Below are 23,318 nucleotides of genomic sequence, written 5' to 3'. Positions count from 1 at the left end.
AGTGTAGGGCAAACGGCCATTATCTTCTCTATAGTCCTTGTGGGGTGGAGATTTAGCGATACGTTGAGCCCTGTAGGAGCTGCCGAAGGCTGCGATCTTTTGATTTTGATTTTGATTTTGATTTTTCGCTTGAGACTCAACTCTCTGGGACAAGATCGCAGCCTCGTTGCACTCGACAGCTCCTACGGCTTCCGCGGGAACAACTTCACGCCGTTACCTCTGCTCGCTCTGGGGCGTAACCCGCAACACTTCCTCGACGGTGGTCAAGCCCGCCGCGACCTTTTGCGCCCCTGACAGCCGCAGGCTGCGCATGCCTTCCTTGAAGGCCTGGCGGCGCACCGCCAGCAGGTCGGTGTCGGGGTGGATCAAGGCCTTGACGCTGTCGGTCAGTTGCATGATTTCGTAGACGCCGGCGCGGCCGCGGTAGCCGGTGTCGCGGCATTCCAGGCAACCGACGGCCTGCTGGGCATTGCTCGGCAGCGGTGCCTGCCAGGGTCGGGTCAGGGTCTGCCAGTCGTCTTCGTTCAGGGTCAGGGGCGCCTTGCATTGCGGGCACAGGGTGCGCACCAACCGCTGGGCCATGACCCCGAGGACGGTGGCCTTGATCAAATAATGGGGCACGCCCAGCTCCAGCAGGCGACTGATGGCGCTCGGCGCGTCGTTGGTGTGCAGCGTCGACAGGACCAAGTGACCGGTGAGCGCTGCCTGGATCGCCATTTCAGCGGTTTCCAGGTCTCGGATTTCACCGATCATGATGATGTCCGGGTCTTGTCGCATGAGGGCCCGCACCCCGGCGGCGAAGCTCAGGTCGATGTTGTGCTGGACCTGCATCTGGTTGAACGACGCCTCGACCATTTCGATCGGGTCCTCGATGGTGCAGAGGTTCACTTCCGGCGTCGCCAGCTTCTTGAGTGTGGTGTAGAGGGTGGTGGTCTTGCCCGAACCGGTCGGCCCGGTCACCAGGATGATGCCGTTGGGCTGGCGGGTCATGTCCTGCCAGCGGCGCAGGTCGTCGGCGGAGAAACCGAGCTGGTCGAAATCCTTGAGCAGCACTTCCGGGTCGAAGATCCGCATGACCATTTTTTCGCCGAACGCCGTGGGCAAGGTCGACAGGCGCAATTCCACTTCGCCGCCGTCCGGGGTCTTGGTCTTGACCCGGCCATCCTGGGGTTTGCGTTTTTCCGCGACGTTCATCCGCCCCAGGCTCTTGAGGCGACTGACGATCGCCATCGTGACCTGCGGCGGGAATTGGTAGACGGTGTGCAGCACCCCGTCGATGCGAAATCGCACCGTGCCCTGCTCGCGGCGCGGTTCGATGTGGATATCGCTGGCCCGCTGTTGGAAGGCGTACTGGAATAGCCAGTCGACGATGTTGACGATGTGGGCGTCGTTGGCGTCCGGTTCCTGGTCGCTGGCGCCGAGGTTGAGCAACTGTTCGAAATTGCTCAGGTTGCTCGGTTGCTGATCGACCGTGGTGGCGCCGCTGACCGATTTGGCCAGGCGATAGAACTCCACGCTCAGGCGCTGGATATCCACCGGATTGGCGACCACCCGCTTGATCGGCAACTTGAGCACATGGGTCAGGTCGGCTTCCCAACTGTTGACGTAGGGTTGTGCGCTGGCGACGGTGACGGCGTCACGATCGACCGCCACCGCGAGGATCTTGTGGCGCTGGGCAAAGGCATAGGACATCAAGGGCGTTACGGCCGCCACGTTGATTTTCAGCGGGTCGATGCGCATGTAGGGTTGGCCGGCCTGCTGGGACAACCAGAGAGTCAGGTTCTCAAGGTCCAGGCGCTTGCCGGGCCGACTGAGGTCGTCCAGGTGCTGGTTGGCAATGAACTCCAGCGGGTGCAGCTGGCTGTTGGCGCTGTGGCGCCGGCGGGCGTTGAGCGCGGTTTCGGCCGAATCCTGGCTGATGAAGCCCTGGGTGACCAGTTGGCGCAGCAGATCATTGAGGTCCAGCCAGCGGTCCTGAGTGGCGTGTTTGGTGGACATGCGGGTTCCTATTGGACAATTGCAGCAAAGCCGCGATACAGACGCCTCGGCGTCCTCGCTCGGTCTGCAAAAGAATAGTCCCGACCCGGTGGTCCGTTGGGCCACTACCCGACCAATGCGTTACCAATTCTTGCCCGTGGGGGGTCAACCGGCCGCTTGGGCCGGCTCAACTCGCGCAATATCAGCGCCTTGCAGGTCCACCGAGCACATGCCGATCAGGTTACGTAATTTTTCTGCGATGACCTGGGCACGGTGCCAGCTCAGGCCGTCCATGACGATGTCCAGCGACAGCAGCTCGTCGAGGCGCTCGACGCGAACCTGCTGCGGGGTCAGGCCTTGCAAGGCAAACAGGTTCAATGCCCGGCAGAGCAGGTCCGGCTCGGCCTCGGCCAGCATCTGGTAGTGCACGCGGCAATGGGCATTGGCGGCGTGCCAGACGTCGGCGCGGGTCGGGGTGGTGGCAACGGCTTCAAGTGGGGGCATGTGCGGTCTCCTTGGCGGCGGAGAAATATTTACATGCGTCGCCGGGTATTTCTTATCTAAGATGGGTGTTTTCGGCGATGTTTCGAATCGCTTGAGTCTCCAGATCATTCATTTTGGGTTTGTCTATGCAAAGCGAGCTGGATAGCTATGACCGCAGGATACTGGCCCTGCTGCAAGAGGATGCCTCGCTGTCCAGCGCGCAGATCGCCGAGCAGGTCGGTTTGTCTCAATCGCCGTGCTGGCGGCGGATCCAGCGGATGAAGGAGGAGGGCATCATCCGCGCCCAGGTGACCTTGCTGGACCGCAAGAAAATCGGCCTCAACACGCAGATCTTCGCCGAAGTGAAACTCAACGCCCATGGCCGTTCGAACTTCACCGAATTCACCGAGGCGATCCGCGGCTTTCCCGAAGTGCTGGAGTGTTACGTGCTGATGGGATCGGTGGATTTTCTGCTGCGCATCGTCACGGCGGACATCGAGGCGTATGAGCGATTCTTTTTCGAAAAGCTGTCGATGGTGCCGGGGATCCAGGAGGTGAATTCGATCGTGGCGCTGTCGGAGATCAAGTCGACGACGAGTTTGCCGGTGGTGCGCTGAAGCTTGTTTTTGTGGTGTTCGGGTTGGCCTCATCGCGAGCAAGCTGAACTGGCCTAATGAACCCGGACACCTCTTAAGGGCGATATGATTCGCCCAATCAGGAGGTTTCATGCAAGAGCGAAAGACCTACACCCGCGAGTTCAAGCAACGTGCTGCAAGCATGGTTCTTGATGATAACTGCTCAGTTCCCGACGTCTGTGCATCGATGGAAGTTGGCCCTACGGCTCTGCGCCGCTGGATTGATCAGGTTCGCAAAGAACGTCAGAAAGGGCAGCCAGTGGCAGGCACCAAGGCAATCAGCGAAGAACAGCGAGAGCTTCAACAGCTGCGAGCCAAGATCAAGCGCCTGGAAACCGAGGCTGAAATCTTAAAAAAGGCTACGGCTCTCTTGATGTCGGATCCCGATCGTTTTTCCTGATCGAGGAACTGAGAGAGTCGAGTTCATATCCGACCTGCCTGCTTTGCAGTGCGCTGAGCGTTTCCCGTAGCGCGTTTTATGACTGGCTTAAGCGTCGCTCAGCACCGAATACCGAGCGTGACGCGCTCAGAGCGAAAGTCGTGCAACTGCATGACGAAAGCCGGGGAAGTGCAGGCGCGCGGGTGATCTCTCAGCACTTGAAGGCCCAGCAGATCAAGGTGGGACGGCATCTGGCCGGAAAACTCATGGCGGAGGCAAATCTGGCCAGCAGACAGCGCCGCCGCCATCAGTATCGCTCTAGAGGCGTCGAAGCATTTGTGGCCAAGAACCTGCTCGAGCGTAACTTCGAGCCAACCGCAATCAATCAGGTTTGGTGCGGCGACGTTACCAGCCTGATGGTTGGTAAACGCTGGTATCACTTGGCAGCGGTCATTGATCTGTTCGCCCGCCGAATCGTCGGCTGGGCGTTTTCTCTGATCAATGACGCCGACCTGGTTAGCAAGGCACTGAGGATGGCGGTGGAAGTACGAGGCAAACAGGCGGGCTTGATGTTTCATTCGGATCAAGGCTGCCAATACACCAGCCAGCGCTTTCAGTCCGTGCTGCTGGAACACGGGATAACGCAAAGCATGAGCCGCAGGGGGCAGTGCTGGGACAACGCACCAACAGAGCGTTTCTTCGGGACGCTCAAATCAGAGTGGGTGCCCACCAAGGGCTACACGACAGTTGAAGAAGCCAAACAGGATATGACCAGCTTCTTCATGCGATACAACCGAATCAGGCTCCACAGCTACAACAACTACCTGTCGCCAATAGCCATGGAGCAAAAAGCGGCATAAATACCGTAATCGGTGTCCGGGATTACTTGACCAGTTCAAGCTCGCTCCCACAGGGAATTTCAGCGTCCACAATAGGTGGGTACAACGCCGAACTCCTGTGGGAGCGAGCTTGCTCGCGATGGCGGCATCACAGGCGCAACAAGGTCTTCCAAGCCCGGTTCTGGTACACCGCAATCGCCTGTTGCATGCGCGCATCCAGCGTTTCGTCGGTGATCGGTTGGTTGGCCAGTTGTGCCAGCTTGTTCAGCTCACCGTAGAGCCGATCCATTTCCGGGATCTCCAGCACATGGCGGGCATGGTGCAGCCAGGCCTGGATGCGTTCGATGCGCGGCAGTTGCTCGGCCAGGTCTTCCGGTTGCTGTTGATAACGTTGCAATTGCAGGGACGAGGACTCTTCGCCCAACAGGCGTGGCAACCAGCTGCCCAGTTGCGCCGCGCCCTGGCGATTGCCGCGGGTGTTGCGCTCGACGGCCCAGCTGCGGGCCAGCAGCCAGCGTGACGTGTTGAGGGAAAACAGGCCCCAACGCGGGTCTTGCAGCTCTTCGAGGAACTGCTCCGGCGCGGCCTTGCGCACGTCTTCGTCGTCCAGGCCGGCCTGGACCAGTGGGCGCCAGTCTTCCAGCAACGCGTCCAGGGCCAGGCGCAAGTCGTGGGTCGATTGGCGCGGCGCGGCCTGGCCGAGGCTGCTGAGCAGGGCGCGCAGTTCGGCGAGGTTTTCCACCCAGTCCTGCAGCAGGCGCCAATGGCCGTTGAACCGGTATTGCTCGGCCAGGCGCTGGCTGCTGCCGAGCAAATGCCAGCTCAGCGCGGCGAAGGCATCGTCCAGCGGCGTTTCGGCAGTCAGTTGCGGGGCTGGCAGGCTCAAGGCGTAGCTGCCCGCGTCATGCAAGCGATAGCCACGCTCGGCCTTGCTGATGTCGCAGGGCATCAGGGGCAGGGTCATGGCCAGCTCGGCGGCCAGTTCCAGCAGGGCGGCGGGTTCGCCTTCGCGCAGTTCCAGCTCCAGTTCGCAGATTTCTTCCTTCTGCTTGCCGACCACCACGTGGCCCAGGTCCAGGGCCGCTTCGATGACCACCTTGCTTTTGCCACGGCCCCAAGCGATTTCAGCGCGTTCGCGGACGAAATCGGTGGTGAAGATGGCCTTGAGGGTTTTCTTGTCCAGTTCGGCCAAGGCCTCGGGCCAGCATTCGCCGTCGAGCTTCTTCAGGTCGAGCTTGGCCTTGGGCAGGTGCCAGTCGTATTCGTTGCGCTCGGACAGGCCGGCGACGCTCTGGCCGCGGGTCTTGAGGGTCTGGATCACCTCTTCGCCGTCGCGACGCAGGCGCAGGGCGACCTTGGCCCGGGCCAGGTCACGCTCTGGCGTGTCGAAATACTGGTTCATCAATTCGTGGCGTTCCCAGCCACTCTTGTTGCGTTTTTTCAGCAGCGGATGCTCGCGCAAGGCTGCCAGGGTCTCGCGGCTGACGCGGAGTTTGATTTCGGTTTCTTTCTGCATGGCCGGAAAATCCAGGGATCGGGTGCGCAGCCGGGGGAAGGTGTGGCTGCCAAGGCCGTGCAGTGTACAGGACTGACTCGCCCTAGGTTTATTCCTGGGTCCAGATGGTTCTATGATGAACACCAATCTGTATGCCCGGAGCCAGCGATGCCTTTGCCGTCCATGAAAGATCAATTCGCTGCCCTGATCGCCACGCCTTCGGTCAGCTGTACCCAGCCTGGGCTCGACCAGTCCAACAGCGCTGTCATCGAGCTGTTGGCCGGCTGGCTCACTGAGCTGGGGTTCTCCTGCGATATCCAGCAGGTCAGCCCTGGCAAATTCAATCTGCTGGCCAGTTTCGGCAGCGGTCCCGGCGGCCTGGTGCTGGCCGGCCACAGTGACACGGTGCCGTTCGACGGCGCGTTGTGGCAGACCGATCCGTTGAAGCTCACCGAGGTCGATGGCCGTTGGGTCGGCCTGGGCAGTTGTGACATGAAGGGCTTTTTCGCCCTGGCCATCGAAGCGCTCAAGCCGCTGCTGGACCAACCGTTCAAGCAACCGCTGCTGATCCTCGCCACCTGTGACGAAGAAAGCTCCATGTCCGGCGCCCGGGCCCTGGCCGATGCCGGCCGGCCCTTGGGGCGGGCAGCGGTGATCGGTGAGCCGACCGGCCTCAAGCCAATTCGGATGCACAAAGGCATCATGATGGAGCGCATCGACATTCTCGGGCGCAGCGGCCATTCGTCCGATCCGCGCCTGGGCCACAGCGCGCTGGAAGCCATGCACGATGCCATGGGCGAATTGCGCGGCCTGCGCCTGCAATGGCAGCGTGAATTCCGTAACCCGCAGTTCACCGTGCCGCAACCGACCCTGAACTTCGGCTGCATCCACGGCGGCGACAACCCCAACCGGATCTGCGGCCAATGCTCCATGGAATTTGACCTGCGGCCTTTGCCGGGCATGGACCCGCAAGTGCTGCGGGCGGCGATCCAGCAGAAGCTCAACCCCATCGCCGAGCGCCATCAAGTCAAGATCGACTACGCGCCGCTGTTCCCCGAAGTGCCGCCGTTCGAGCAGGCCGAGGACGCCGAATTGGTCCGCGTGGCCGAACGACTGACCGGCCATCGTGCCGAAGCAGTGGCGTTCGGCACCGAAGCGCCTTATCTTCAGCGCCTTGGCTGTGAAACCCTGGTGCTCGGTCCTGGCGATATCGCCTGTGCCCACCAACCGGGCGAGTACCTTGAAATGTCACGTTTGCAACCTACCGTGGAGCTGTTGCGGCAGTTGATCGGCCATTACTGCCTGACGTCGGCCACGGCCGATTAAATTGCGCCCTTGCGGGCCCGTATTCATCACATGAGGAGAGCGCGCGTGTCGCCAAGCCTGTTCCGACGATAACCACCAGCCCGTTGTGCGTTCTGTTTCGTCTTTTTTTGGCTGTTATTTATTACAGGTCCAGGTTCATGCCCGAATACGTCAATTGGCTTCGTCACGCTTCGCCCTACATCAACGCCCACCGTGATTGCACCTTCATCGTCATGCTGCCCGGCGACGGAGTGGAACACCCTAATTTCGGCAACATCGTCCATGACCTGGTGCTGCTCCACAGCCTCGGCGTGCGCCTGGTGCTGGTCCATGGTTCACGCCCGCAGATCGAGACCCGCCTCGCTGCGCGGGGCCTGACGCCTCACTACCACCATGGCATGCGCATCACTGACGCGGCGACCCTGGAATGCGTGATCGACGCGGTCGGCCAGTTGCGCATCGCCATCGAGGCGCGCCTGTCCATGGACATGGCGTCCTCGCCCATGCAGGGCTCGCGGCTGCGGGTCGCCAGCGGCAACCTGGTCACCGCCCGGCCGATCGGCGTGCTCGAAGGTGTGGATTACCACCACACCGGCGAAGTGCGCCGGGTCGATCGCAAGGGCATCAACCGCCTGCTGGATGAGCGCTCCATCGTATTGCTGTCGCCGTTGGGGTATTCACCCACCGGAGAAATCTTCAACCTGGCCTGTGAAGACGTCGCCACCCGGGCGGCCATCGACCTGGCGGCCGACAAGCTGCTGTTGTTCGGTGCCGAACAGGGGCTTATCGGCGAGGACGGACGGCTGGTGCGGGAATTACGTCCGCAACAGGTCCCAGGCCACATGCAACGCCTGGGCAGCGACTATCAGGCCGAACTGCTGGACGCGGCGGCCCAGGCCTGTCGTGGTGGCGTTGCGCGCAGCCACATCGTCAGTTATGCCGAGGACGGCGCGCTGCTGGCCGAACTGTTTACCCGCGATGGCAGCGGCACGCTGGTGGCCCAGGAACAATTCGAAGTGGTGCGCGAAGCGGCCATTGAAGATGTCGGCGGCCTGCTGGACCTGATCAGTCCGCTGGAAGAACAGGGGATTCTGGTGCGTCGCTCCCGCGAAGTGCTGGAGCGCGAGATCGAACAGTTCAGCGTGGTCGAGCGCGAAGGCATGATCATCGCCTGCGCGGCGCTGTACCAGATCGCCGATTCGGATGCCGGGGAACTGGCCTGCCTGGCGGTGAACCCGGAGTACCGCCACGGTGGCCGGGGCGACGAACTGCTGGAGCGGATCGAAACCCGCGCCCGCGCCCAAGGGCTCAAGACGCTGTTCGTACTCACGACCCGTACCGCCCACTGGTTCCGCGAACGTGGTTTCGAGCCCAGCAGCGTCGACCGTCTTCCGGCCGCGCGAGCCTCGCTCTACAACTATCAGCGTAATTCGAAGATCTTCGAAAAAGCCCTGTAACCCCTGGGGGCGCTCCCTGCGTGGGAGTGTCGCAGGGGGCGTCTTTTTGATTTCAGACAATGAATCGCCTGACGCATAGCCATCAAGCTCCCATCTTAAGCAGCCTCGGCGCCAAAGGATCAAGGGAACCCTCTACGCCGGGGTTTCCCGCTGAGCGCTTCTCGACAAAAAGCCATTCAGTAATTCGCCGGCTGGCCGATACGCCGGACCACGGTTGATGAAGCTTTGATGGCAGCTATATGTCGAAAAGAGCTGAAAACTGGTGAAACAATTCTTTTTGGAAGTAACAAGAATCCATTATCCTGCGGACCGGTGCAGGGGGGTTAGACCATGGTCGTAGTCACAAATGGTTACGATTGACTTGTCGGTCATGGTCTGGCGCTAATCGCGCATCCGCGGATTCCGGGCGTTCGATCCGGAACCAAAGACGCACAAGAATTAGAAAACGAGAGGAGCGAAGCATGAACAAGTCCACCTTGGCCCTGGCTGTGGCCGTTGGGGTATTGGCGCAGCAGGCAGGCGCCGCCGGTTTTATCGAGGACAGCAAGGCTACCTTGGGTCTGCGTAACTTCTACATCAACACGGATAACCGTGATTCGGCTGCTACTACGAACAAATCCGAAGAATGGGGCCAGGGTTTCGACCTGCGCTTCATTTCCGGCTACACCCAAGGCACCGTCGGTTTCGGTATCGATGCCATCGGCCTGCTGGGTATCAGACTGGATTCGGGCGGCGGTACCAACGGTGCCTCCAATAACAGCTATGGCGGCACGGTTTTCCCGAGCAAGTCCAACGGCGAAGCAGTGGATAACTTCTCCAGCCTGGGCCTGACCGCCAAGGCGAAGATCTCCCAGACCGAGCTGAAGCTGGGCACCCTGCAACCAAAACTGCCAGTCATCGTGACCAACGACGGTCGTCTGCTGCCGCAAACCTTCCAAGGTGGCCAGATCACCTCGAACGAGATCAAGGACCTGACGCTCGTCGGCGGCCAGATCGAGCACGCCAAGGGTCGTAACTCCAGCAACAACGAGGAGTTGTCCATTGCCGGTGCGAACGGTCGTACCGCCAGCGGTCGCGACAGCAACAAGTTCATCTACGGTGGCGGTGACTATAAAATCACCAAGGACCTGACTGCCCAGTACTACTACGGCAACCTGGAAGATTTCTACAAGCAACACTTCCTGGGCCTGGTGCACAACTGGTCCATCGGTCCTGGCGTGCTGAAGTCCGACCTGCGTTATTTCAACAGCCGCAGCGACGGCGCCAACGGTCATGATTCCACCTACTACACCACTGGCTACTATGGCGGCAGCGTCACCAAGGGCAAAGTCGACAACAACCTGTACAGCGGCCTGTTCCTGTACACCGTTGCCGGTCACACCTTTGGCGGTGGCTACCAGGCCAGCAACGGCGACAGCGATTTCCCTTGGCTGAACCAGGGTGACGGTTCGTCGGCTTACCTGACCACCGACATGCAAATCGCCAAGTTCGCCCGTGCCGGTGAACGTACCTGGCAGGGTCGCTACTCGTACGATTTCGCCAAGCTCGGTGTTCCTGGCCTGACCGCTGGCGTCATCTACCTGCGCGGCGACAACATTGACCACGCCACCGGTGACAAGACCGAGTGGGAACGTGACATCACTGTTGGCTACGTCGTACCGGAAGGTCCGCTGAAGAACGTTGGCGTCATGTGGAAAAACGCTACCTGGCGCAACGACATCCCAGGTCAGCGCGACCAGGATGAAAACCGCCTGATCGTCAGCTACTCGATCCCGCTGCTGTAAGCAACGCGCTCGCCTGACGAAAAAAAGCCCCATCCGGCAACACGCCGGGCGGGGCTTTTTTATGTTTTCGGTCAGGTAAGGGATTCTTCCCGCCTACTGGCGACGCAACGCACAATACTCGCTGCCTTGTTGATCAATACATCATCGGCCATACACGCTGCCTTCCTTCTGAATATCCTTGAGCAATCCCGCTCGAGCCTCGTCGAGAGCGGTTTTTTCGCTGAGGATAAAACATTCGAACAACCCCGCCTGTACGTCTCTGGCCCAAAGCCTCCGACCACGGGTCAGGATCTGGTACTGCATCACTGTCGTTGCCGCCCGTAAATCAAGCAGATCCACTGGGCATCCGGTTATATCCGCCAAGTCTCCGGAAAGTTGCCATAACAACACGGAGTCGACCTGACCGGACCAGAGAACAGCCAAATCGACATCACTGTCAGGCCCGGCGGTGCCCTGTGCATGGCTGCCGAACAGGTAAACCGCCAGCAGTCCAGGGAGGTGGTTTTTTGCAGGTGAGTCAGCAAGGCTTGAGTGTTCATGCTGCCTATCCTAGCCGCTCGTCCTGAAATCGCGTCAATAATTTCCGTAGTGTGGGTACAAAACAAAAAAAGCCCCGCCCGGCAACACGCCGGGCGGGGCTTTGCGTTTTCGAGTCGGGCCCACCCCTGTAGCCTTCCTCGAATTTCTCCTCTTTTCAGCAACTCGAGGCCTTCTCGAACCTCACTGGCGATCTTGTGCCGGTATGCGGAATGGCGCCAGTGAACAGTTTTTTATATTCACTAATGATCTAGATAAATGGATATTCATTCTTTTTAAAGCAATCGAAACCGGTGCAAAGTTTGGGCTCACAACAACTCATCCAGGAGCCGCACCATGAGCCTCAGACTCGGCGACATCGCCCCCGACTTCGAACAGGATTCCAGCGCCGGCAAGATTCGCTTCCACGAATGGCTCGGTGACAGCTGGGGTGTACTGTTTTCCCACCCGGCGGATTTTACGCCGGTATGCACCACCGAATTGGGCCTCACGGCCAAGCTCAAGGACGAGTTCGCCCAGCGTGGGGTCAAGGCCATTGCCCTCTCGGTGGACCCGGTGGACTCGCACCACAAGTGGATTGAGGACATCAACGAGACCCAGAACGCCGTGGTCAACTTTCCGATCCTGGCCGACGCCGACCGCAAGGTCTCTGACCTGTACGACCTGATCCACCCCAACGCCAGCGACACCTTGACCGTGCGCTCGTTGTTCGTGATCGACCCGAACAAGAAGATTCGCCTGACCATCACCTATCCGGCCAGCACTGGTCGCAATTTCAACGAGATCCTGCGGGTGATCGATTCCCTGCAACTGACCGACAACTACAAGGTCGCCACCCCGGCCAACTGGCAGGACGGCGATGAAGTGGTGATCGTGCCGTCGCTCAAGGATGAAGAGGAACTCAAGCAGCGCTTCCCCAAGGGCTACCGCGCGGTGAAGCCTTACCTGCGCCTCACACCGCAGCCTAACCGTTGACGCAACACCTGAACTGATCTGTAGGAGCGAGCTTGCTCGCGATGGCGGTATATCAGTCGACATGGATGCCGGCAGATCCAACGCTATCGCGAGCAAGCTCGCTCCCACAGGAGAGATGAGAACACGGTGCACCAAGGGTTTTGGCCGTTTCGACGGCCTTTTTTATTGCGCCAAGGAAAGTGAATTGCATATCCCTTAATCGCATAACCAAATGAACAAATATGATTTAAAGATATATAAATCCCCTGTTATGGTTTGCCCCATGCAGCGAGATCGCCCGCCGCGAATCGCAAGTGACAGTTAAGGAAGGGTAGGCATGTTGGTCGTCTCACTCGGTGGCAGTCCCAGCCAACGCTCCCGCTCCGGGGTGCTGCTGGAGCGCTCGCAACGTTGGTTGCAACAGCAAGGTGTGGAGGTGGTGAGCTATCAGGTGCGCGATTTCCCGGCCGAAGATCTGCTCCATGCCCGTTTCGACAGCCCGAAGGTTATCGACCTGCTCCAGCAGATCGAAAACGCTGACGGCCTGGTAATCGCCACGCCGGTGTACAAGGCGTCTTTTTCCGGCGCGCTGAAGACCGTGCTGGACCTGCTGCCTGAACGAGCCCTGGCTCACAAAGTGGTGTTGCCCATGGCCACCGGCGGCAGCATCGCCCACATGCTGGCGGTGGATTACGCCCTTAAACCGGTGTTGTCGGCGCTCAAGGCCCAGGAAATGCTCCATGGGATTTTTGCCGAAGACAGTCAGATCGCTTATGGCGAAGGCAGCGCCCAGGCGCAATTGGCGCCGGCCCTGCAGCAGCGCGTGGACGAGGCGCTGGAACAGTTTTACAGCGCCATGGCCCGTCGGCCCCGGCCGTTGGACCCTCATGTATTGAACGAACGTTTGCTGAGCGCTCGCTGGAGCATTTGAACCCGAACACCCCTGATTCAACTCACCTTACTCAGCCGCCAACGGCCCAGCAGGTGCAGCCAAAACCCCACAGCAAAAAGGAGAGGCGCCATGCGCACTGTCATTTTGCGTCGCGGGCTGGTCGCTCTGTTTGCTGCGGCTGTGTCCCTCGGCGTCATCACCCAAGCTCAAGCCGAGACCTTGCGGATCGGTTATCAGAAATACGGCACCCTGGTGCTGCTCAAGGCCAAGGGCTCGTTGGAGAAGCGCCTCGCAGCCCAAGGCGTGGACGTGCAATGGACCGAATTCCCCGGAGGTCCGCAGTTGCTGGAAGGCTTGAACGTCGGTTCCATCGACTTTGGCGTGACCGGTGAAACGCCGCCGGTGTTTGCCCAGGCCGCGGGCGCCGACCTGCTCTATGTCGCCTACGAACCGCCGGCGCCCACCAGTGAAGCCATCCTCGTGCCCAAAGGGTCGGCGATCCAATCGGTGCAAGACCTCAAGGGCAAGAAAGTCGCGCTGAACAAAGGTTCCAACGTCCACTATCTGCTGGTGCGGGCGCTGGAAGACGCCGGCCTCAAGTATTCCGACATCCAGACGGTTTTCCTGCCGCCAGCCGATGCCCGTGCCGCGTTCGAACGGGGCAGCGTAGACGCCTGGGTGATCTGGGACCCGTACCAGGCGGCCGCCGAACAACAGTTGCAGGCCCGCACCCTGCGTGACGGCAAAGGCATTGTCGATAACCACCAGTTCTACCTCGCCACAAAACCTTATGCGCAAAAGAATCCCCAGGTCATTACCGCCCTGGTGGAAGAGGTGCGTGCCGTAGGGGAGTGGTCCAAGGCCAATCCTGAAGACGTGACCAAACAGGTGTCGCCGCTGCTCGGCCTGCCGGCGGACATCACCCTGACCTCGGTGAAACGCCAAGGCTACGGGGCGCTGTTCCTCACGCCGGAGGTGGTGGCGGCGCAGCAGAAAATCGCCGACAGCTTCTACCAGCTCAAATTGATTCCCAAGCCCTTGAGCATCAAGGACGTGATTTGGACGCCGCCGGCGGCCGTTGCGAACGCGCAGTAATTCGATCCCTTAGGAGACCACTCCATGAGCCTCAATATTTTCTGGTTCCTGCCTACCCACGGCGACGGCCATTACCTTGGCACTGCCGAAGGCGCCCGCGCCGTCGATCACGGATACTTGCAGCAGGTCGCCCAAGCGGCGGATCGACTGGGTTTTGGCGGTGTGTTGATCCCCACCGGGCGTTCCTGCGAGGACTCCTGGCTGGTGGCCGCTTCATTGATTCCCGTGACCCAGCGCCTGAAATTCCTCGTCGCCCTGCGCCCCGGGATCATTTCCCCGACGGTGGCGGCACGGCAGGCCGCGACCCTCGACCGGTTGTCCGGCGGGCGGGCGCTGTTCAACCTGGTGACCGGCGGCGACCCGGATGAATTGGCCGGTGACGGCCTGTTCCTTGACCACGAGCAACGCTACCAGGCCTCGGTGGAATTCACCCGGATCTGGCGCCGCGTGCTGGAAGGCGAGACCGTGGATTACGACGGTGAGCACATCAGTGTGAAGGGCGCCAAGCTGCTCTATCCGCCGATCCAGCAACCGCGTCCGCCGCTGTATTTCGGTGGTTCGTCGGAAGCCGCCCAGGACTTGGCGGCCGAGCAAGTGGAAATGGTGCTGACCTGGGGCGAGCCGCCGGCAGCCGTTGCGCAGAAAATCGAGCAGGTACGCGCCAAGGCCGCGAAGCTGGGCCGTACCGTACGCTTTGGCATCCGTCTGCATGTGATCGTGCGGGAAACCAACGCTGAAGCCTGGCAAGCGGCGGATCGGCTGATTTCCCACCTGGACGACGACACCATCGCCCGGGCCCAGGCTTCCCTGGCGCGCTTCGATTCGGTGGGCCAGCAACGCATGGCCGCCCTGCACGGTGGCAGTCGCGACAAACTGGAAGTCAGCCCCAATCTGTGGGCCGGTGTCGGCCTGGTACGCGGCGGTGCCGGCACGGCGCTGGTGGGCGATGGCCCGACCGTGGCGGCGCGGGTCAAGGAATACGCCGACCTAGGCATCGACACCTTTATCTTTTCCGGTTATCCCCACCTGGAAGAGTCCTATCGCGTGGCGGAACTGCTGTTCCCACACTTGGACGTCGAGCGCCCGGAGCTACCGAAAAGCCAGGGCTATGTGAGCCCGTTCGGTGAAATGGTCGCCAACGACATCCTGCCCAAAGCCGCGTCCCAGAGCTGAGGCGGCCATGAAGAAAATCATCCACAACCTCGCGCCCTGGGCGGTGCCGCTGCTGTTGCTGGCGGTCTGGCAACTGTCAGTGTCGGCCGGTTGGTTGTCCACGCGGATCCTGCCAGCACCCGTGGCGGTAATCGAAGCCGGGGTCAGCCTGGTGCGCAGCGGCGAGATCTGGACGCACCTGGCCATTAGCGGTTGGCGCGCAGCGGTCGGTTTCTTGATCGGCGGCGGCATCGGCCTGGCCCTGGGCTTCATCACCGGCCTGTCAAAATGGGGCGAGCGCCTGTTGGACAGTTCGGTGCAGATGATCCGGAACGTCCCGCACCTCGCGCTGATTCCGCTGGTGATCCTGTGGTTCGGCATCGATGAGTCGGCGAAGATTTTCCTGGTGGCCCTGGGCACGCTGTTTCCGATCTACCTCAACACCTACCACGGTATCCGCAACGTCGACCCGGCGCTGGTGGAAATGTCCCGCAGCTACGGATTGTCCGGCTTCAGCCTGTTTCGCCAGGTGATCCTGCCGGGCGCCTTGCCTTCGATCCTGGTGGGCGTGCGCTTTGCCCTGGGTTTCATGTGGCTGACGCTGATCGTGGCGGAAACCATCTCGGCCAGCTCCGGTATCGGTTATCTGGCGATGAATGCCCGTGAGTTCCTGCAAACCGACGTGGTGGTGCTGGCGATTCTCCTGTACGCCGTGCTGGGCAAATTGGCCGACCTGGCCGCCCGTGGGCTTGAGCGGGTCTGGCTGCGCTGGCATCCGGCGTACCAAGTGAACAAGGGAGGTGCCGCATGACCGCCCAGCAACCTCCGCGCCTGCTACGTGGCATTCCGCTGGCGGTGCGCAACCTGCAAAAAACCTTTGGCACGCGCCAGGTATTGCGTGACATCGACCTGCATATCCCGGCCGGGCAGTTCGTGGCCGTGGTCGGTCGCAGCGGTTGCGGCAAAAGTACCTTGCTGCGGTTGCTGGCGGGCCTCGATCAGCCCACCGACGGCCAACTGCTGGCGGGCTCGGCGGCCTTGAGTGCGGCGCAACAGGACACGCGGTTGATGTTCCAGGAGGCGCGTCTGCTGCCCTGGAAAAAAGTCATCGACAACGTTGGCCTCGGGCTCAAGGGCGACTGGCGTCCGCAGGCCTTGCAGGCGCTGGAAGCCGTCGGCTTGGCCGACCGTGCCCATGAGTGGCCGGCGGCACTGTCCGGCGGCCAGAAACAACGGGTGGCCCTGGCCCGCGCGCTGATTCATCAGCCACGGCTGTTGTTGCTCGACGAACCCTTGGGAGCATTGGACGCCCTGACCCGTATCGAGATGCAGCAACTGATCGAAAACCTCTGGCAGCACCACGGTTTCACCGTGTTGCTGGTAACCCACGACGTCAGCGAGGCGGTGGCGATTGCCGACCGGGTGATCCTGATCGAGGACGGCCAGATCGGCCTCGACCTGCCCATCGACCTGCCACGCCCACGGGTTCGCGGCTCTCATCGCCTGGCGAGCCTAGAAACCGAAGTCCTCAACCGTGTGCTGTCCTTGCCCGGCCAACCGCCGGAACCCGAACCCGCTTCACCCTTGCCTACGCAATTGCGTTGGGCGCAATAACTTCATCCAGACAGGAATCGACACCATGACCATCAAAGCCATCAACGTACGCAACCAGTTCAAAGGCACCATCAAGGAAATCGTCGAGGGCGACGTGCTGTCGGAGATCGACGTGCAGACCGCCTCCGGCATCGTCACGTCGGTCATCACCACCCGTTCGGTCAAGGAGCTGGAACTGGCGATCGGCAGCGAAGTGATTGCCTTCGTCAAATCCACCGAGGTGTCTATCGCCAAGTTGTGAACGATGCTTGAGCCACCGCCCCGGACGGCGAGAGCCCTTCGGGGCTTTTGGGTTTTAGGGCAGCGCACGCATGCACTTTGTTGAGGTGAGGAGGGGGTCTTTGTGGCGGGGGGATAAATCCCCTCGCCACATGGATCAGGAAGCTTCGCGCTTGGGCAGATACGGCGGCAGGTACAGCCCCAGGTACGCATCGAACACCCGCATGCCTTCTTCGGCCATGCGTGGGGTGATCTGGCCGTGTTGTTGGACCGAGCGGGCGTAGACGCGGTCGCCCAGTTCCATGGCCAGGGCGAACACATCGACGTCGTCGGGCAGGGGCGGCAGGGCGAAATGGTGAGCGAAGACCTTGTGCAGCAAGTCGCTCAGCTCGAGGTCGTGCTGGCGGTCGGCCTGGGTGACTTCGGTCAGGCCGTGCTGGGCCAGGATCAACTGGCGAGCGGCGGCGTCCTGGCTGTAGATGGCGAGCATGCGTTGTTCCACCAGCCGGGACAGGTCGTGCCAATGGTTCAGCGCGGCATGATCGATCGGTGCTTGCAGGCCCGCGCGGAAGGCGGCGTGGACGTCGGCGGTCAGGGCTTCGAGCAGGGCCGGGACGCTGGCGAAGAAGTGGTACACGGAAGAGGGCGGGATCCCGGCGCGCTCGGCGACGCTGTAGATCGACAGGCTGGCCACGCCTTCGGCGGCAAGCAGCGTACGGGCGGCATCGAGAATGGTGTCGATCCGGGCCTGGCTGCGTGCGCGGGGTTTGCGGGGTGTGGCGATGCGCGTCATGGACGTCTCCTGCGGGGCTGCCGGGCATTGTACGCAGAGCGAGCGGATGGTCCATACCCGGACTTGTGAGCAGAGCAACTCCTGTGGCGAGGGAGCTTGCTCCCGCTGGGCTGCGAAGCAGCCCCGAAACCAGCCGCCGCCGTGGTTCAGGTTGACCGCTTCAGCATTTTTGGGGCTGCTGCGCAGCCCAGCGGGAGCAAGCTCCCTCGCCACAATGTTCGGCGGCAGACATAAAAAAAACGCCGCAGGCCATAAGGCCTGCGGCGTTTCTTTTTGACCGCAACCGCTTACACGGTATGCAGGTACCAGTTGTACTCAAGGTCGGAGATGGAGTGTTCGAACTCCTCCAGCTCGCTTTCCTTGCAGGCCACAAAGATATCGATGTATTTCGGGTCGATGTACTTGGCCATGACTTCGCTGTCGTCCAGCTCACGCAGGGCATCGCGCAAGTTGTTCGGCAGGCTTTGCTCGTTCTGCTCGTAGCTGTTGCCTTCCACCGGCGCACCGGGCTCGATCTTGTTGACCAGGCCATGGTGCACGCCCGCCAGCACGGCGGCCATCAGCAGGTAGGGGTTGGCATCGGCGCCGGCGACGCGGTGTTCCAGGCGTACGGCATCGGCCGAGCCGGTGGGTACGCGCAAGGCCACGGTGCGGTTGTCCAGGCCCCAGGTCGGCGAGTTCGGCACGTAGAACTGTGCGCCGAAACGACGGTAGGAGTTGACGTTCGGGCAGAGGAAAGCCATCTGCGCGGGCAGGGTCTCGAGCACACCGCCGATCGCGTGACGCAGTGCGGCGTTCTGCTCGGGATCCTCGCTGGCAAAGATATTCTTGCCGTCTTTATCCAGGATCGAAATGTGGACGTGCAAACCATTGCCTGCCTGGCCCGGATACGGCTTGGCCATGAAGGTGGTGTCCATTTCATGGTCGTAGGCGATGTTCTTGATCAGGCGCTTGAGCAGGACCGCGTAGTCGCACGCCTTGATCGGATCGGCCACGTGGTGCAGGTTCACTTCGAACTGCGCCGGGGCACTTTCCTTGACGATGGCGTCGGCGGGAATGCCTTGCTCCTTGGCCCCTTCCAGAATGTCCTGGAGGCAATCGACGTATTCGTCGAGGTCATCGATCAGGTAGACCTGGGTCGAATGCGGGCGTTTGCCGGAAATCGGCGAGCGGGGCGGTTGTGGGCGTCCATTCACGTTCTCCTGGTCGATCAGGTAGAACTCCAGCTCGAATGCGGCGCAGATGGTCAGGCCCAGTTCATCGAACTTGGTCACGACCTGGCGCAGGACTTCACGCGGGTCGGCGAAGAAAGGTTCGCCTTCGAGTTCGTGCATGGTCATCAACAGTTGCGCGGTAGGGCGCTTCTGCCAAGGCTCATTGCACAGGGTGTCAGGGATTGGATAGCAGATCCGGTCGGCATCACCGATGTCCAGGCCCAGGCCGGTGCTTTCCACCGTAGAGCCATTGATATCCAGAGCAAATAGAGAGGCCGGCAGGTTGATGCCTTTCTCGTAAACCTTGTGGAGGCTGGTGCGTTCTATGCGCTTGCCGCGCACCACACCATTCATATCCGCAATCAGAAGGTCAACGTACAGAACCTCAGGATGTTCCTTAAGGAACGCGTTCGCTTCGTTAAGCTGAACGGCACGCGGGGGTACCGACATGATGCAACACCTTTGTTGTTAAAAATATCAATCATTGATCTCTTCGAAAGCCAGTCAACCCGAACGGCATGCCGAAGTCAAGCAGGGCCTTTTTTGCCCTAAAAAAGCACCTGCGAGGCTTTTTTGGGGCAATTTAGGGCGTTTTTTTCCCTTTAGGGGCCTTGGCGCCCGCAGGCTTGAGCGGGCCGTGTTGTATTTTTTACGGGGGTGTTGTGTAAAAAAATGAACAAGGCTAAGCTCGATTCAAACCCATAACAGCAATAATACCGGGGTGCTTCATGTCTCGCCTGCCGTTAATCGGCGTCACCACCTGCTCCAAGCAGATCGGTCTGCATGCTTATCACACCAGTGGCGATAAATATTCCCGGGCTGTCGCGACAGCCGCCAAGGGCTTGCCAGTGCTGCTTCCGTCCTTGGCGGATCTGTTCCAACCGTCCGATATTCTGGACGCCCTGGACGGTATTCTCTTTACCGGCTCTCCTTCCAATGTAGAACCTTTTCACTACCAGGGCCCAGCCAGTGCGCCAGGCACTGCCCATGATCCTGCACGGGACGCCACTACCCTGCCGCTGATCCGCGCCGCTGTCGAGGCGGGCATCCCGGTGCTGGGCATTTGCCGTGGTTTCCAGGAGATGAACGTAGCCTTTGGCGGCAGCCTGCATCAGAAAGTTCATGAAGTCGGAACCTTCATCGATCATCGTGAAGACGAGACTCAAGCGGTGGAGGTCCAATACGGTCCTGCCCATGCCGTGCATATCCAGCCCGGCGGTGTACTGGCAGGCCAGGGATTGCCTCAATCGATAGAGGTCAACTCGATCCACAGCCAGGGTATCGAGCGCCTGGCGCCAGGGCTGCGGGCCGAAGCAGTGGCGCCGGATGGCTTGATCGAGGCGGTTTCGGTGTCAGAAGGCAAGGCTTTTGCTTTAGGTGTGCAATGGCACCCCGAATGGGAGGTAAGCTCTAACCCGTACTACCTTGCGATTTTCCAGGCATTTGGCGATGCCTGCCGAGCAAGGGCAACACAACGCGACGCGGATGCGTCAAACAACGCCTGACGATTAATAGCAGTCAGGAAACTCACGCCTAGAGGCATTTATGAGTAACAACCTCGACCAGCTCACCGATTGGTTGAAAGACCACAAGATCACAGAAGTCGAATGCATGATTGGCGACCTGACCGGTATCACCCGGGGCAAGATCTCGCCGACCAACAAGTTCATCGCCGAAAAAGGCATGCGCCTGCCCGAGAGCGTGCTGCTCCAGACCGTGACGGGCGACTATGTCGAAGACGACATCTATTACGAACTGCTCGACCCGGCTGATATCGACATGATCTGCCGCCCGGACGAGAACGCCGTGTTCCTTGTGCCTTGGGCCATCGAGCCCACCGCCCAGGTCATCCACGACGCCTACGACAAGCAGGGCAACCCCATCGAGCTGTCACCGCGCAACGTGCTCAAGAAAGTGCTCAAGCTCTACGCCGACAAAGGCTGGCAGCCCATCGTCGCGCCGGAAATGGAGTTCTACCTGACCAAGCGCAGCGACGACCCGGACTTCCCGCTGCAGCCGCCCATTGGCCGCTCCGGCCGCCCGGAGACCGGTCGCCAGTCCTTCTCGATCGAAGCGGCCAACGAATTCGACCCACTGTTCGAAGACGTCTACGACTGGTGCGAATTGCAGGAGCTGGACCTCGATACCCTGATCCACGAGGACGGCACGGCGCAGATGGAAATCAACTTCCGTCACGGCGATGCCCTGTCCCTGGCCGACCAGATCCTGGTGTTCAAGCGCACCATGCGCGAGGCGGCACTCAAGCACGACGTGGCCGCCACCTTCATGGCCAAGCCCATGACCGGCGAGCCGGGCAGTGCGATGCACCTGCACCAGAGCATCATCGACAAGGAAACCGGCAAGAACGTCTTCTCCAATGAAGACGGGACCATGAGCGATCTGTTCCTGCACCACATCGGTGGCCTGCAGAAATTCATCCCCGAGCTGTTGCCGCTGTTCGCTCCCAACGTCAACTCGTTCCGCCGCTTCCTGCCGGATACGTCGGCGCCGGTGAACGTGGAGTGGGGCGAAGAGAACCGCACCGTGGGCCTGCGCGTGCCGGATGCCGGGCCGCAGAACCGTCGGGTGGAAAACCGCTTGCCGGGCGCCGACGCCAACCCGTACCTGGCGATTGCCGCCAGCCTGCTGTGTGGCTTCATCGGCATGGTCGAAGGCATCAGCCCGAGCGCGCCGGTGGTGGGCCGTGGCTACGAACGCCGCAACCTGCGTTTGCCGCTGACCATCGAAGACGCCCTGGAACGCATGGAAAACAGCACCACTATCGAGAAATACCTGGGCAAGAAATTCATCACAGGCTACGTCGCGGTCAAGCGGGCCGAGCATGAAAACTTCAAGCGCGTCATCAGTTCGTGGGAGCGGGAATTCCTGCTCTTTGCCGTCTGAAGCGCCGGGCGGGGCTGCTTCAGGCAGCTTCGCCCTCACCGATTACAGGAGAATTCGCATGACCCGCAATAACCCGCAAACCCGTGAATGGCAGGCCCTGAGCAACGATCATCACCTGGCGCCGTTCAGCGACTTCAAGCAGCTCAAAGAGAAAGGCCCGCGCATCATCACCCACGCCAAGGGCGTCTACCTTTGGGACAGTGAAGGCAACAAGATCCTCGACGGCATGGCTGGCCTCTGGTGCGTGGCCGTCGGTTACGGTCGCGAGGAGCTGGCCGATGCCGCCAGCCAACAGATGCGCGAACTGCCGTACTACAACCTGTTCTTCCAGACGGCCCACCCGCCGGTGCTGGAACTGTCCAAAGCCATCGCCGACATCGCTCCTGAAGGCATGAACCATGTGTTCTTCACCGGCTCCGGCTCCGAGGGCAACGACACCATGTTGCGGATGGTCCGCCATTATTGGGCGATCAAGGGCCAGCCAAGCAAAAAAGTCATCATCAGCCGCAAGAACGGTTATCACGGCTCGACCGTCGCGGGCGCGAGCCTGGGCGGTATGACTTATATGCACGAGCAGGGCGACCTGCCGATCCCGGGCATTGTCCACATTGCCCAGCCTTACTGGTTCGGTGAAGGCGGCGACATGAGCCCCGAAGAGTTCGGCGTGTGGGCGGCCAACCAGTTGGAAGAAAAGATCCTGGAGATCGGCGTGGACAACGTCGGTGCGTTCATCGCCGAGCCGATCCAGGGCGCCGGTGGCGTGATCGTGCCGCCGGACAGCTACTGGCCCCGCATGAAGGAAATCCTCGCCAAGTACGACATCCTGTTCGTGGCCGACGAAGTGATCTGTGGCTTCGGCCGCACCGGTGAGTGGTTCGGTACCGACCATTACGGGTTGAAACCGCACATGATGACCATCGCCAAGGGCCTGACGTCCGGCTACATCCCCATGGGTGGGCTGATCGTGCGCGACGACGTGGTCGCGGTGCTCAACGAAGGCGGCGACTTCAACCACGGCTTTACCTACTCCGGTCACCCGGTGGCCGCGGCGGTGGCCCTGGAAAACATCCGCATCCTGCGCGACGAGAAGATCATCGAGCGTGTCTACAGCGAAACGGCACCTTATTTGCAGCAACGCTTAAGGGAACTGAACGATCATCCGTTGGTGGGTGAAGTACGTGGGGTCGGTTTGCTGGGGGCGATCGAACTGGTCCAGGACAAGGCCACGCGCAAGCGCTACGAAGGCAAGGGCGTGGGCATGATCTGCCGGCAGTTCTGCTTCGATAACGGACTGATCATGCGCGCGGTGGGCGACACCATGATCATTGCGCCGCCGCTGGTGATCAGCAAGGCCGAGATCGATGAGTTGGTGACCAAGGCGCGGCAGTGCCTGGACCTGACCCTCAGTGCGTTGCAAGGCTAAGTGCTAGGCTCTGAGCGAGGTGCCTGCGAGGGCCTCGCCCAGCGTGAACAAAAGGCTGGGCTTGTGTTGAAAGCCTGGCCTGTAACTTGCCAGACTACCGCCTGTTCAAGTTGCCAGAGAGCCGGCTACTGAACTGTGGCTAAGAAGAATAACTGGAGCACTTTTTC

Annotated in this window: 21 protein-coding genes and 1 pseudogene; 16 read left to right on the top strand and 6 right to left on the bottom strand. The window is 60.8% G+C overall.

All coding sequences use genetic code 11. The annotated features are described in order from the left end of the window. Positions 1-213: 213 nt before the first annotated feature. Both ACLH0I_RS28110 and ACLH0I_RS28105 read right to left on the bottom strand, forming a co-directional pair. Entirely contained in the window at positions 214-1,998 is a 1,785-nt protein-coding gene (locus ACLH0I_RS28110; RefSeq protein ID WP_411385911.1) for a GspE/PulE family protein, read from the bottom strand. Between the two features lie 144 nt (positions 1,999-2,142). Then, on the bottom strand, positions 2,143-2,481 hold the full coding sequence (locus ACLH0I_RS28105; protein WP_411385910.1) for a hypothetical protein: 339 nt from the start codon (positions 2,479-2,481) through the stop codon (positions 2,143-2,145). A gap of 125 nt (positions 2,482-2,606) precedes the next feature. Here ACLH0I_RS28105 and ACLH0I_RS28100 point away from each other — a divergent pair, with 125 nt between their 5' ends. The 3 genes from ACLH0I_RS28100 (at position 2,607) to ACLH0I_RS28090 (ending at position 4,334) form a co-directional block, all read left to right on the top strand. Then, positions 2,607-3,077 (top strand): Lrp/AsnC family transcriptional regulator, encoded by a 471-nt coding sequence (locus ACLH0I_RS28100; protein WP_186707580.1) that lies wholly within the window; start codon positions 2,607-2,609, stop codon positions 3,075-3,077. Positions 3,078-3,186: 109 nt separating this feature from the next. Next, entirely contained in the window at positions 3,187-3,495 is a 309-nt protein-coding gene (locus ACLH0I_RS28095) for a transposase (protein ID WP_411385909.1), read from the top strand. After that, entirely contained in the window at positions 3,492-4,334 is an 843-nt protein-coding gene (locus tag ACLH0I_RS28090; RefSeq protein ID WP_411387566.1) for an IS3 family transposase, read from the top strand. The genes ACLH0I_RS28095 and ACLH0I_RS28090 overlap by 4 nt, the downstream gene beginning before the upstream one ends. A 127-nt stretch (positions 4,335-4,461) precedes the next feature. On the opposite strand, the gene ACLH0I_RS28085 is transcribed toward ACLH0I_RS28090, so the two are convergent. Next, on the bottom strand, positions 4,462-5,829 hold the full coding sequence (locus ACLH0I_RS28085; RefSeq protein ID WP_411385908.1) for an inorganic triphosphatase: 1,368 nt from the start codon (positions 5,827-5,829) through the stop codon (positions 4,462-4,464). 147 nt (positions 5,830-5,976) lie between these two features. Here ACLH0I_RS28085 and argE point away from each other — a divergent pair, with 147 nt between their 5' ends. The 3 genes from argE to ACLH0I_RS28070 all read left to right on the top strand — a co-directional run bounded on the left by argE (position 5,977) and on the right by ACLH0I_RS28070 (position 10,354). Then, the gene (gene argE, locus ACLH0I_RS28080) at positions 5,977-7,134 is read left to right on the top strand and encodes an acetylornithine deacetylase (protein WP_411385907.1); all 1,158 of its coding nucleotides are present in this window, start codon (positions 5,977-5,979) and stop codon (positions 7,132-7,134) included. Positions 7,135-7,271: 137 nt separating this feature from the next. Next, a complete protein-coding gene (gene argA / locus ACLH0I_RS28075) occupies positions 7,272-8,570 on the top strand; it encodes an amino-acid N-acetyltransferase (protein WP_053126389.1) in 1,299 nt (432 codons plus the stop codon). Between the two features lie 461 nt (positions 8,571-9,031). Beyond that, positions 9,032-10,354 carry an OprD family porin gene (locus ACLH0I_RS28070; protein ID WP_250965452.1) on the top strand — a complete coding sequence of 441 codons (1,323 nt, stop codon included), beginning with the start codon at positions 9,032-9,034 and terminating at the stop codon, positions 10,352-10,354. Between the two features lie 141 nt (positions 10,355-10,495). Here the strand turns inward: ACLH0I_RS28070 and mntA are convergent. Next, positions 10,496-10,893: pseudogene (gene mntA, locus ACLH0I_RS28065) on the bottom strand (type VII toxin-antitoxin system MntA family adenylyltransferase antitoxin). 334 nt (positions 10,894-11,227) lie between these two features. On the opposite strand from mntA, the gene ACLH0I_RS28060 reads away from it, so the two are divergent. The 7 genes from ACLH0I_RS28060 to ACLH0I_RS28030 all read left to right on the top strand — a co-directional run bounded on the left by ACLH0I_RS28060 (position 11,228) and on the right by ACLH0I_RS28030 (position 16,839). Continuing rightward, entirely contained in the window at positions 11,228-11,866 is a 639-nt protein-coding gene (locus ACLH0I_RS28060) for a peroxiredoxin (protein ID WP_024617266.1), read from the top strand. 316 nt (positions 11,867-12,182) lie between these two features. Beyond that, the gene (gene ssuE / locus ACLH0I_RS28055) at positions 12,183-12,776 is read left to right on the top strand and encodes an NADPH-dependent FMN reductase (protein WP_411385906.1); all 594 of its coding nucleotides are present in this window, start codon (positions 12,183-12,185) and stop codon (positions 12,774-12,776) included. 90 nt (positions 12,777-12,866) lie between these two features. Then, positions 12,867-13,832: a sulfonate ABC transporter substrate-binding protein gene (locus ACLH0I_RS28050; RefSeq protein ID WP_411385905.1), complete on the top strand. Its 966-nt coding sequence runs from the start codon at positions 12,867-12,869 to the stop codon at positions 13,830-13,832. Between the two features lie 24 nt (positions 13,833-13,856). Continuing rightward, positions 13,857-15,005, top strand: a complete 1,149-nt coding sequence (gene ssuD, locus ACLH0I_RS28045; RefSeq protein WP_109752544.1) for an FMNH2-dependent alkanesulfonate monooxygenase — start codon at positions 13,857-13,859, stop codon at positions 15,003-15,005. A gap of 7 nt (positions 15,006-15,012) precedes the next feature. Beyond that, positions 15,013-15,795, top strand: a complete 783-nt coding sequence (gene ssuC, locus ACLH0I_RS28040) for an aliphatic sulfonate ABC transporter permease SsuC (RefSeq protein ID WP_411385904.1) — start codon at positions 15,013-15,015, stop codon at positions 15,793-15,795. Further along, positions 15,792-16,598 (top strand): aliphatic sulfonates ABC transporter ATP-binding protein, encoded by an 807-nt coding sequence (gene ssuB, locus ACLH0I_RS28035; RefSeq protein ID WP_411385903.1) that lies wholly within the window; start codon positions 15,792-15,794, stop codon positions 16,596-16,598. The genes ssuC and ssuB overlap by 4 nt, the downstream gene beginning before the upstream one ends. A 25-nt stretch (positions 16,599-16,623) precedes the next feature. Then, positions 16,624-16,839, top strand: a complete 216-nt coding sequence (locus tag ACLH0I_RS28030; protein ID WP_003177394.1) for a molybdopterin-binding protein — start codon at positions 16,624-16,626, stop codon at positions 16,837-16,839. Positions 16,840-16,974: 135 nt separating this feature from the next. Here ACLH0I_RS28030 and ACLH0I_RS28025 read toward each other — a convergent pair whose 3' ends face one another. Both ACLH0I_RS28025 and ACLH0I_RS28020 read right to left on the bottom strand, forming a co-directional pair. Further along, positions 16,975-17,610, bottom strand: a complete 636-nt coding sequence (locus ACLH0I_RS28025) for a TetR/AcrR family transcriptional regulator (RefSeq protein ID WP_250965443.1) — start codon at positions 17,608-17,610, stop codon at positions 16,975-16,977. A 287-nt stretch (positions 17,611-17,897) separates the two neighbouring features. Beyond that, positions 17,898-19,274: a glutamine synthetase family protein gene (locus ACLH0I_RS28020; RefSeq protein ID WP_025216023.1), complete on the bottom strand. Its 1,377-nt coding sequence runs from the start codon at positions 19,272-19,274 to the stop codon at positions 17,898-17,900. Between the two features lie 278 nt (positions 19,275-19,552). Between ACLH0I_RS28020 and ACLH0I_RS28015 the strand changes: the two genes are divergently transcribed. From ACLH0I_RS28015 to ACLH0I_RS28005, 3 genes are read left to right on the top strand one after another with little or no spacing between them, the layout of a single operon-like run. After that, the gene (locus ACLH0I_RS28015; RefSeq protein ID WP_411385902.1) at positions 19,553-20,329 is read left to right on the top strand and encodes a gamma-glutamyl-gamma-aminobutyrate hydrolase family protein; all 777 of its coding nucleotides are present in this window, start codon (positions 19,553-19,555) and stop codon (positions 20,327-20,329) included. A gap of 40 nt (positions 20,330-20,369) precedes the next feature. Further along, complete coding sequence (locus tag ACLH0I_RS28010; RefSeq protein ID WP_053126367.1) at positions 20,370-21,728, top strand: glutamine synthetase family protein; 1,359 nt, start codon at positions 20,370-20,372, stop codon at positions 21,726-21,728. 58 nt (positions 21,729-21,786) lie between these two features. Continuing rightward, positions 21,787-23,151, top strand: a complete 1,365-nt coding sequence (locus ACLH0I_RS28005) for an aspartate aminotransferase family protein (protein ID WP_411385901.1) — start codon at positions 21,787-21,789, stop codon at positions 23,149-23,151. The last annotated feature ends 167 nt before the right edge of the window (positions 23,152-23,318 follow it).

Source organism: Pseudomonas sp. MPB03 (genome assembly GCF_046605385.1).
Classification (GTDB): Bacteria; Pseudomonadota; Gammaproteobacteria; order Pseudomonadales; family Pseudomonadaceae; genus Aquipseudomonas; species Aquipseudomonas zanjanensis.
The sequence above is the reverse complement of the archived record's forward strand: the minus strand, read 5'-3'. Positions and strand labels throughout refer to the sequence as shown.

Excerpts from the sequence above, each read along its gene's own strand:
- ACLH0I_RS28010 (WP_053126367.1), top strand. The coding sequence starts at position 20,370 with ATGAGTAACAACCTCGACCAGCTCACCGATTGGTTGAAAGACCACAAG.
- ssuD (WP_109752544.1), top strand. The coding sequence starts at position 13,857 with ATGAGCCTCAATATTTTCTGGTTCCTGCCTACCCACGGCGACGGCCAT.
- ACLH0I_RS28070 (WP_250965452.1), top strand. The coding sequence starts at position 9,032 with ATGAACAAGTCCACCTTGGCCCTGGCTGTGGCCGTTGGGGTATTGGCG.
- ACLH0I_RS28095 (WP_411385909.1), top strand. The coding sequence starts at position 3,187 with ATGCAAGAGCGAAAGACCTACACCCGCGAGTTCAAGCAACGTGCTGCA.
- ACLH0I_RS28110 (WP_411385911.1), bottom strand. The coding sequence starts at position 1,998 with ATGTCCACCAAACACGCCACTCAGGACCGCTGGCTGGACCTCAATGAT.
- ssuB (WP_411385903.1), top strand. The coding sequence starts at position 15,792 with ATGACCGCCCAGCAACCTCCGCGCCTGCTACGTGGCATTCCGCTGGCG.
- ssuE (WP_411385906.1), top strand. The coding sequence starts at position 12,183 with ATGTTGGTCGTCTCACTCGGTGGCAGTCCCAGCCAACGCTCCCGCTCC.
- ACLH0I_RS28105 (WP_411385910.1), bottom strand. The coding sequence starts at position 2,481 with ATGCCCCCACTTGAAGCCGTTGCCACCACCCCGACCCGCGCCGACGTC.
- argE (WP_411385907.1), top strand. The coding sequence starts at position 5,977 with ATGCCTTTGCCGTCCATGAAAGATCAATTCGCTGCCCTGATCGCCACG.
- ACLH0I_RS28025 (WP_250965443.1), bottom strand. The coding sequence starts at position 17,610 with ATGACGCGCATCGCCACACCCCGCAAACCCCGCGCACGCAGCCAGGCC.
- ACLH0I_RS28020 (WP_025216023.1), bottom strand. The coding sequence starts at position 19,274 with ATGTCGGTACCCCCGCGTGCCGTTCAGCTTAACGAAGCGAACGCGTTC.
- ACLH0I_RS28015 (WP_411385902.1), top strand. The coding sequence starts at position 19,553 with ATGTCTCGCCTGCCGTTAATCGGCGTCACCACCTGCTCCAAGCAGATC.
- ACLH0I_RS28030 (WP_003177394.1), top strand. The coding sequence starts at position 16,624 with ATGACCATCAAAGCCATCAACGTACGCAACCAGTTCAAAGGCACCATC.
- ACLH0I_RS28060 (WP_024617266.1), top strand. The coding sequence starts at position 11,228 with ATGAGCCTCAGACTCGGCGACATCGCCCCCGACTTCGAACAGGATTCC.
- ACLH0I_RS28085 (WP_411385908.1), bottom strand. The coding sequence starts at position 5,829 with ATGCAGAAAGAAACCGAAATCAAACTCCGCGTCAGCCGCGAGACCCTG.
- ACLH0I_RS28050 (WP_411385905.1), top strand. The coding sequence starts at position 12,867 with ATGCGCACTGTCATTTTGCGTCGCGGGCTGGTCGCTCTGTTTGCTGCG.
- ssuC (WP_411385904.1), top strand. The coding sequence starts at position 15,013 with ATGAAGAAAATCATCCACAACCTCGCGCCCTGGGCGGTGCCGCTGCTG.
- ACLH0I_RS28100 (WP_186707580.1), top strand. The coding sequence starts at position 2,607 with ATGCAAAGCGAGCTGGATAGCTATGACCGCAGGATACTGGCCCTGCTG.
- argA (WP_053126389.1), top strand. The coding sequence starts at position 7,272 with ATGCCCGAATACGTCAATTGGCTTCGTCACGCTTCGCCCTACATCAAC.
- ACLH0I_RS28005 (WP_411385901.1), top strand. The coding sequence starts at position 21,787 with ATGACCCGCAATAACCCGCAAACCCGTGAATGGCAGGCCCTGAGCAAC.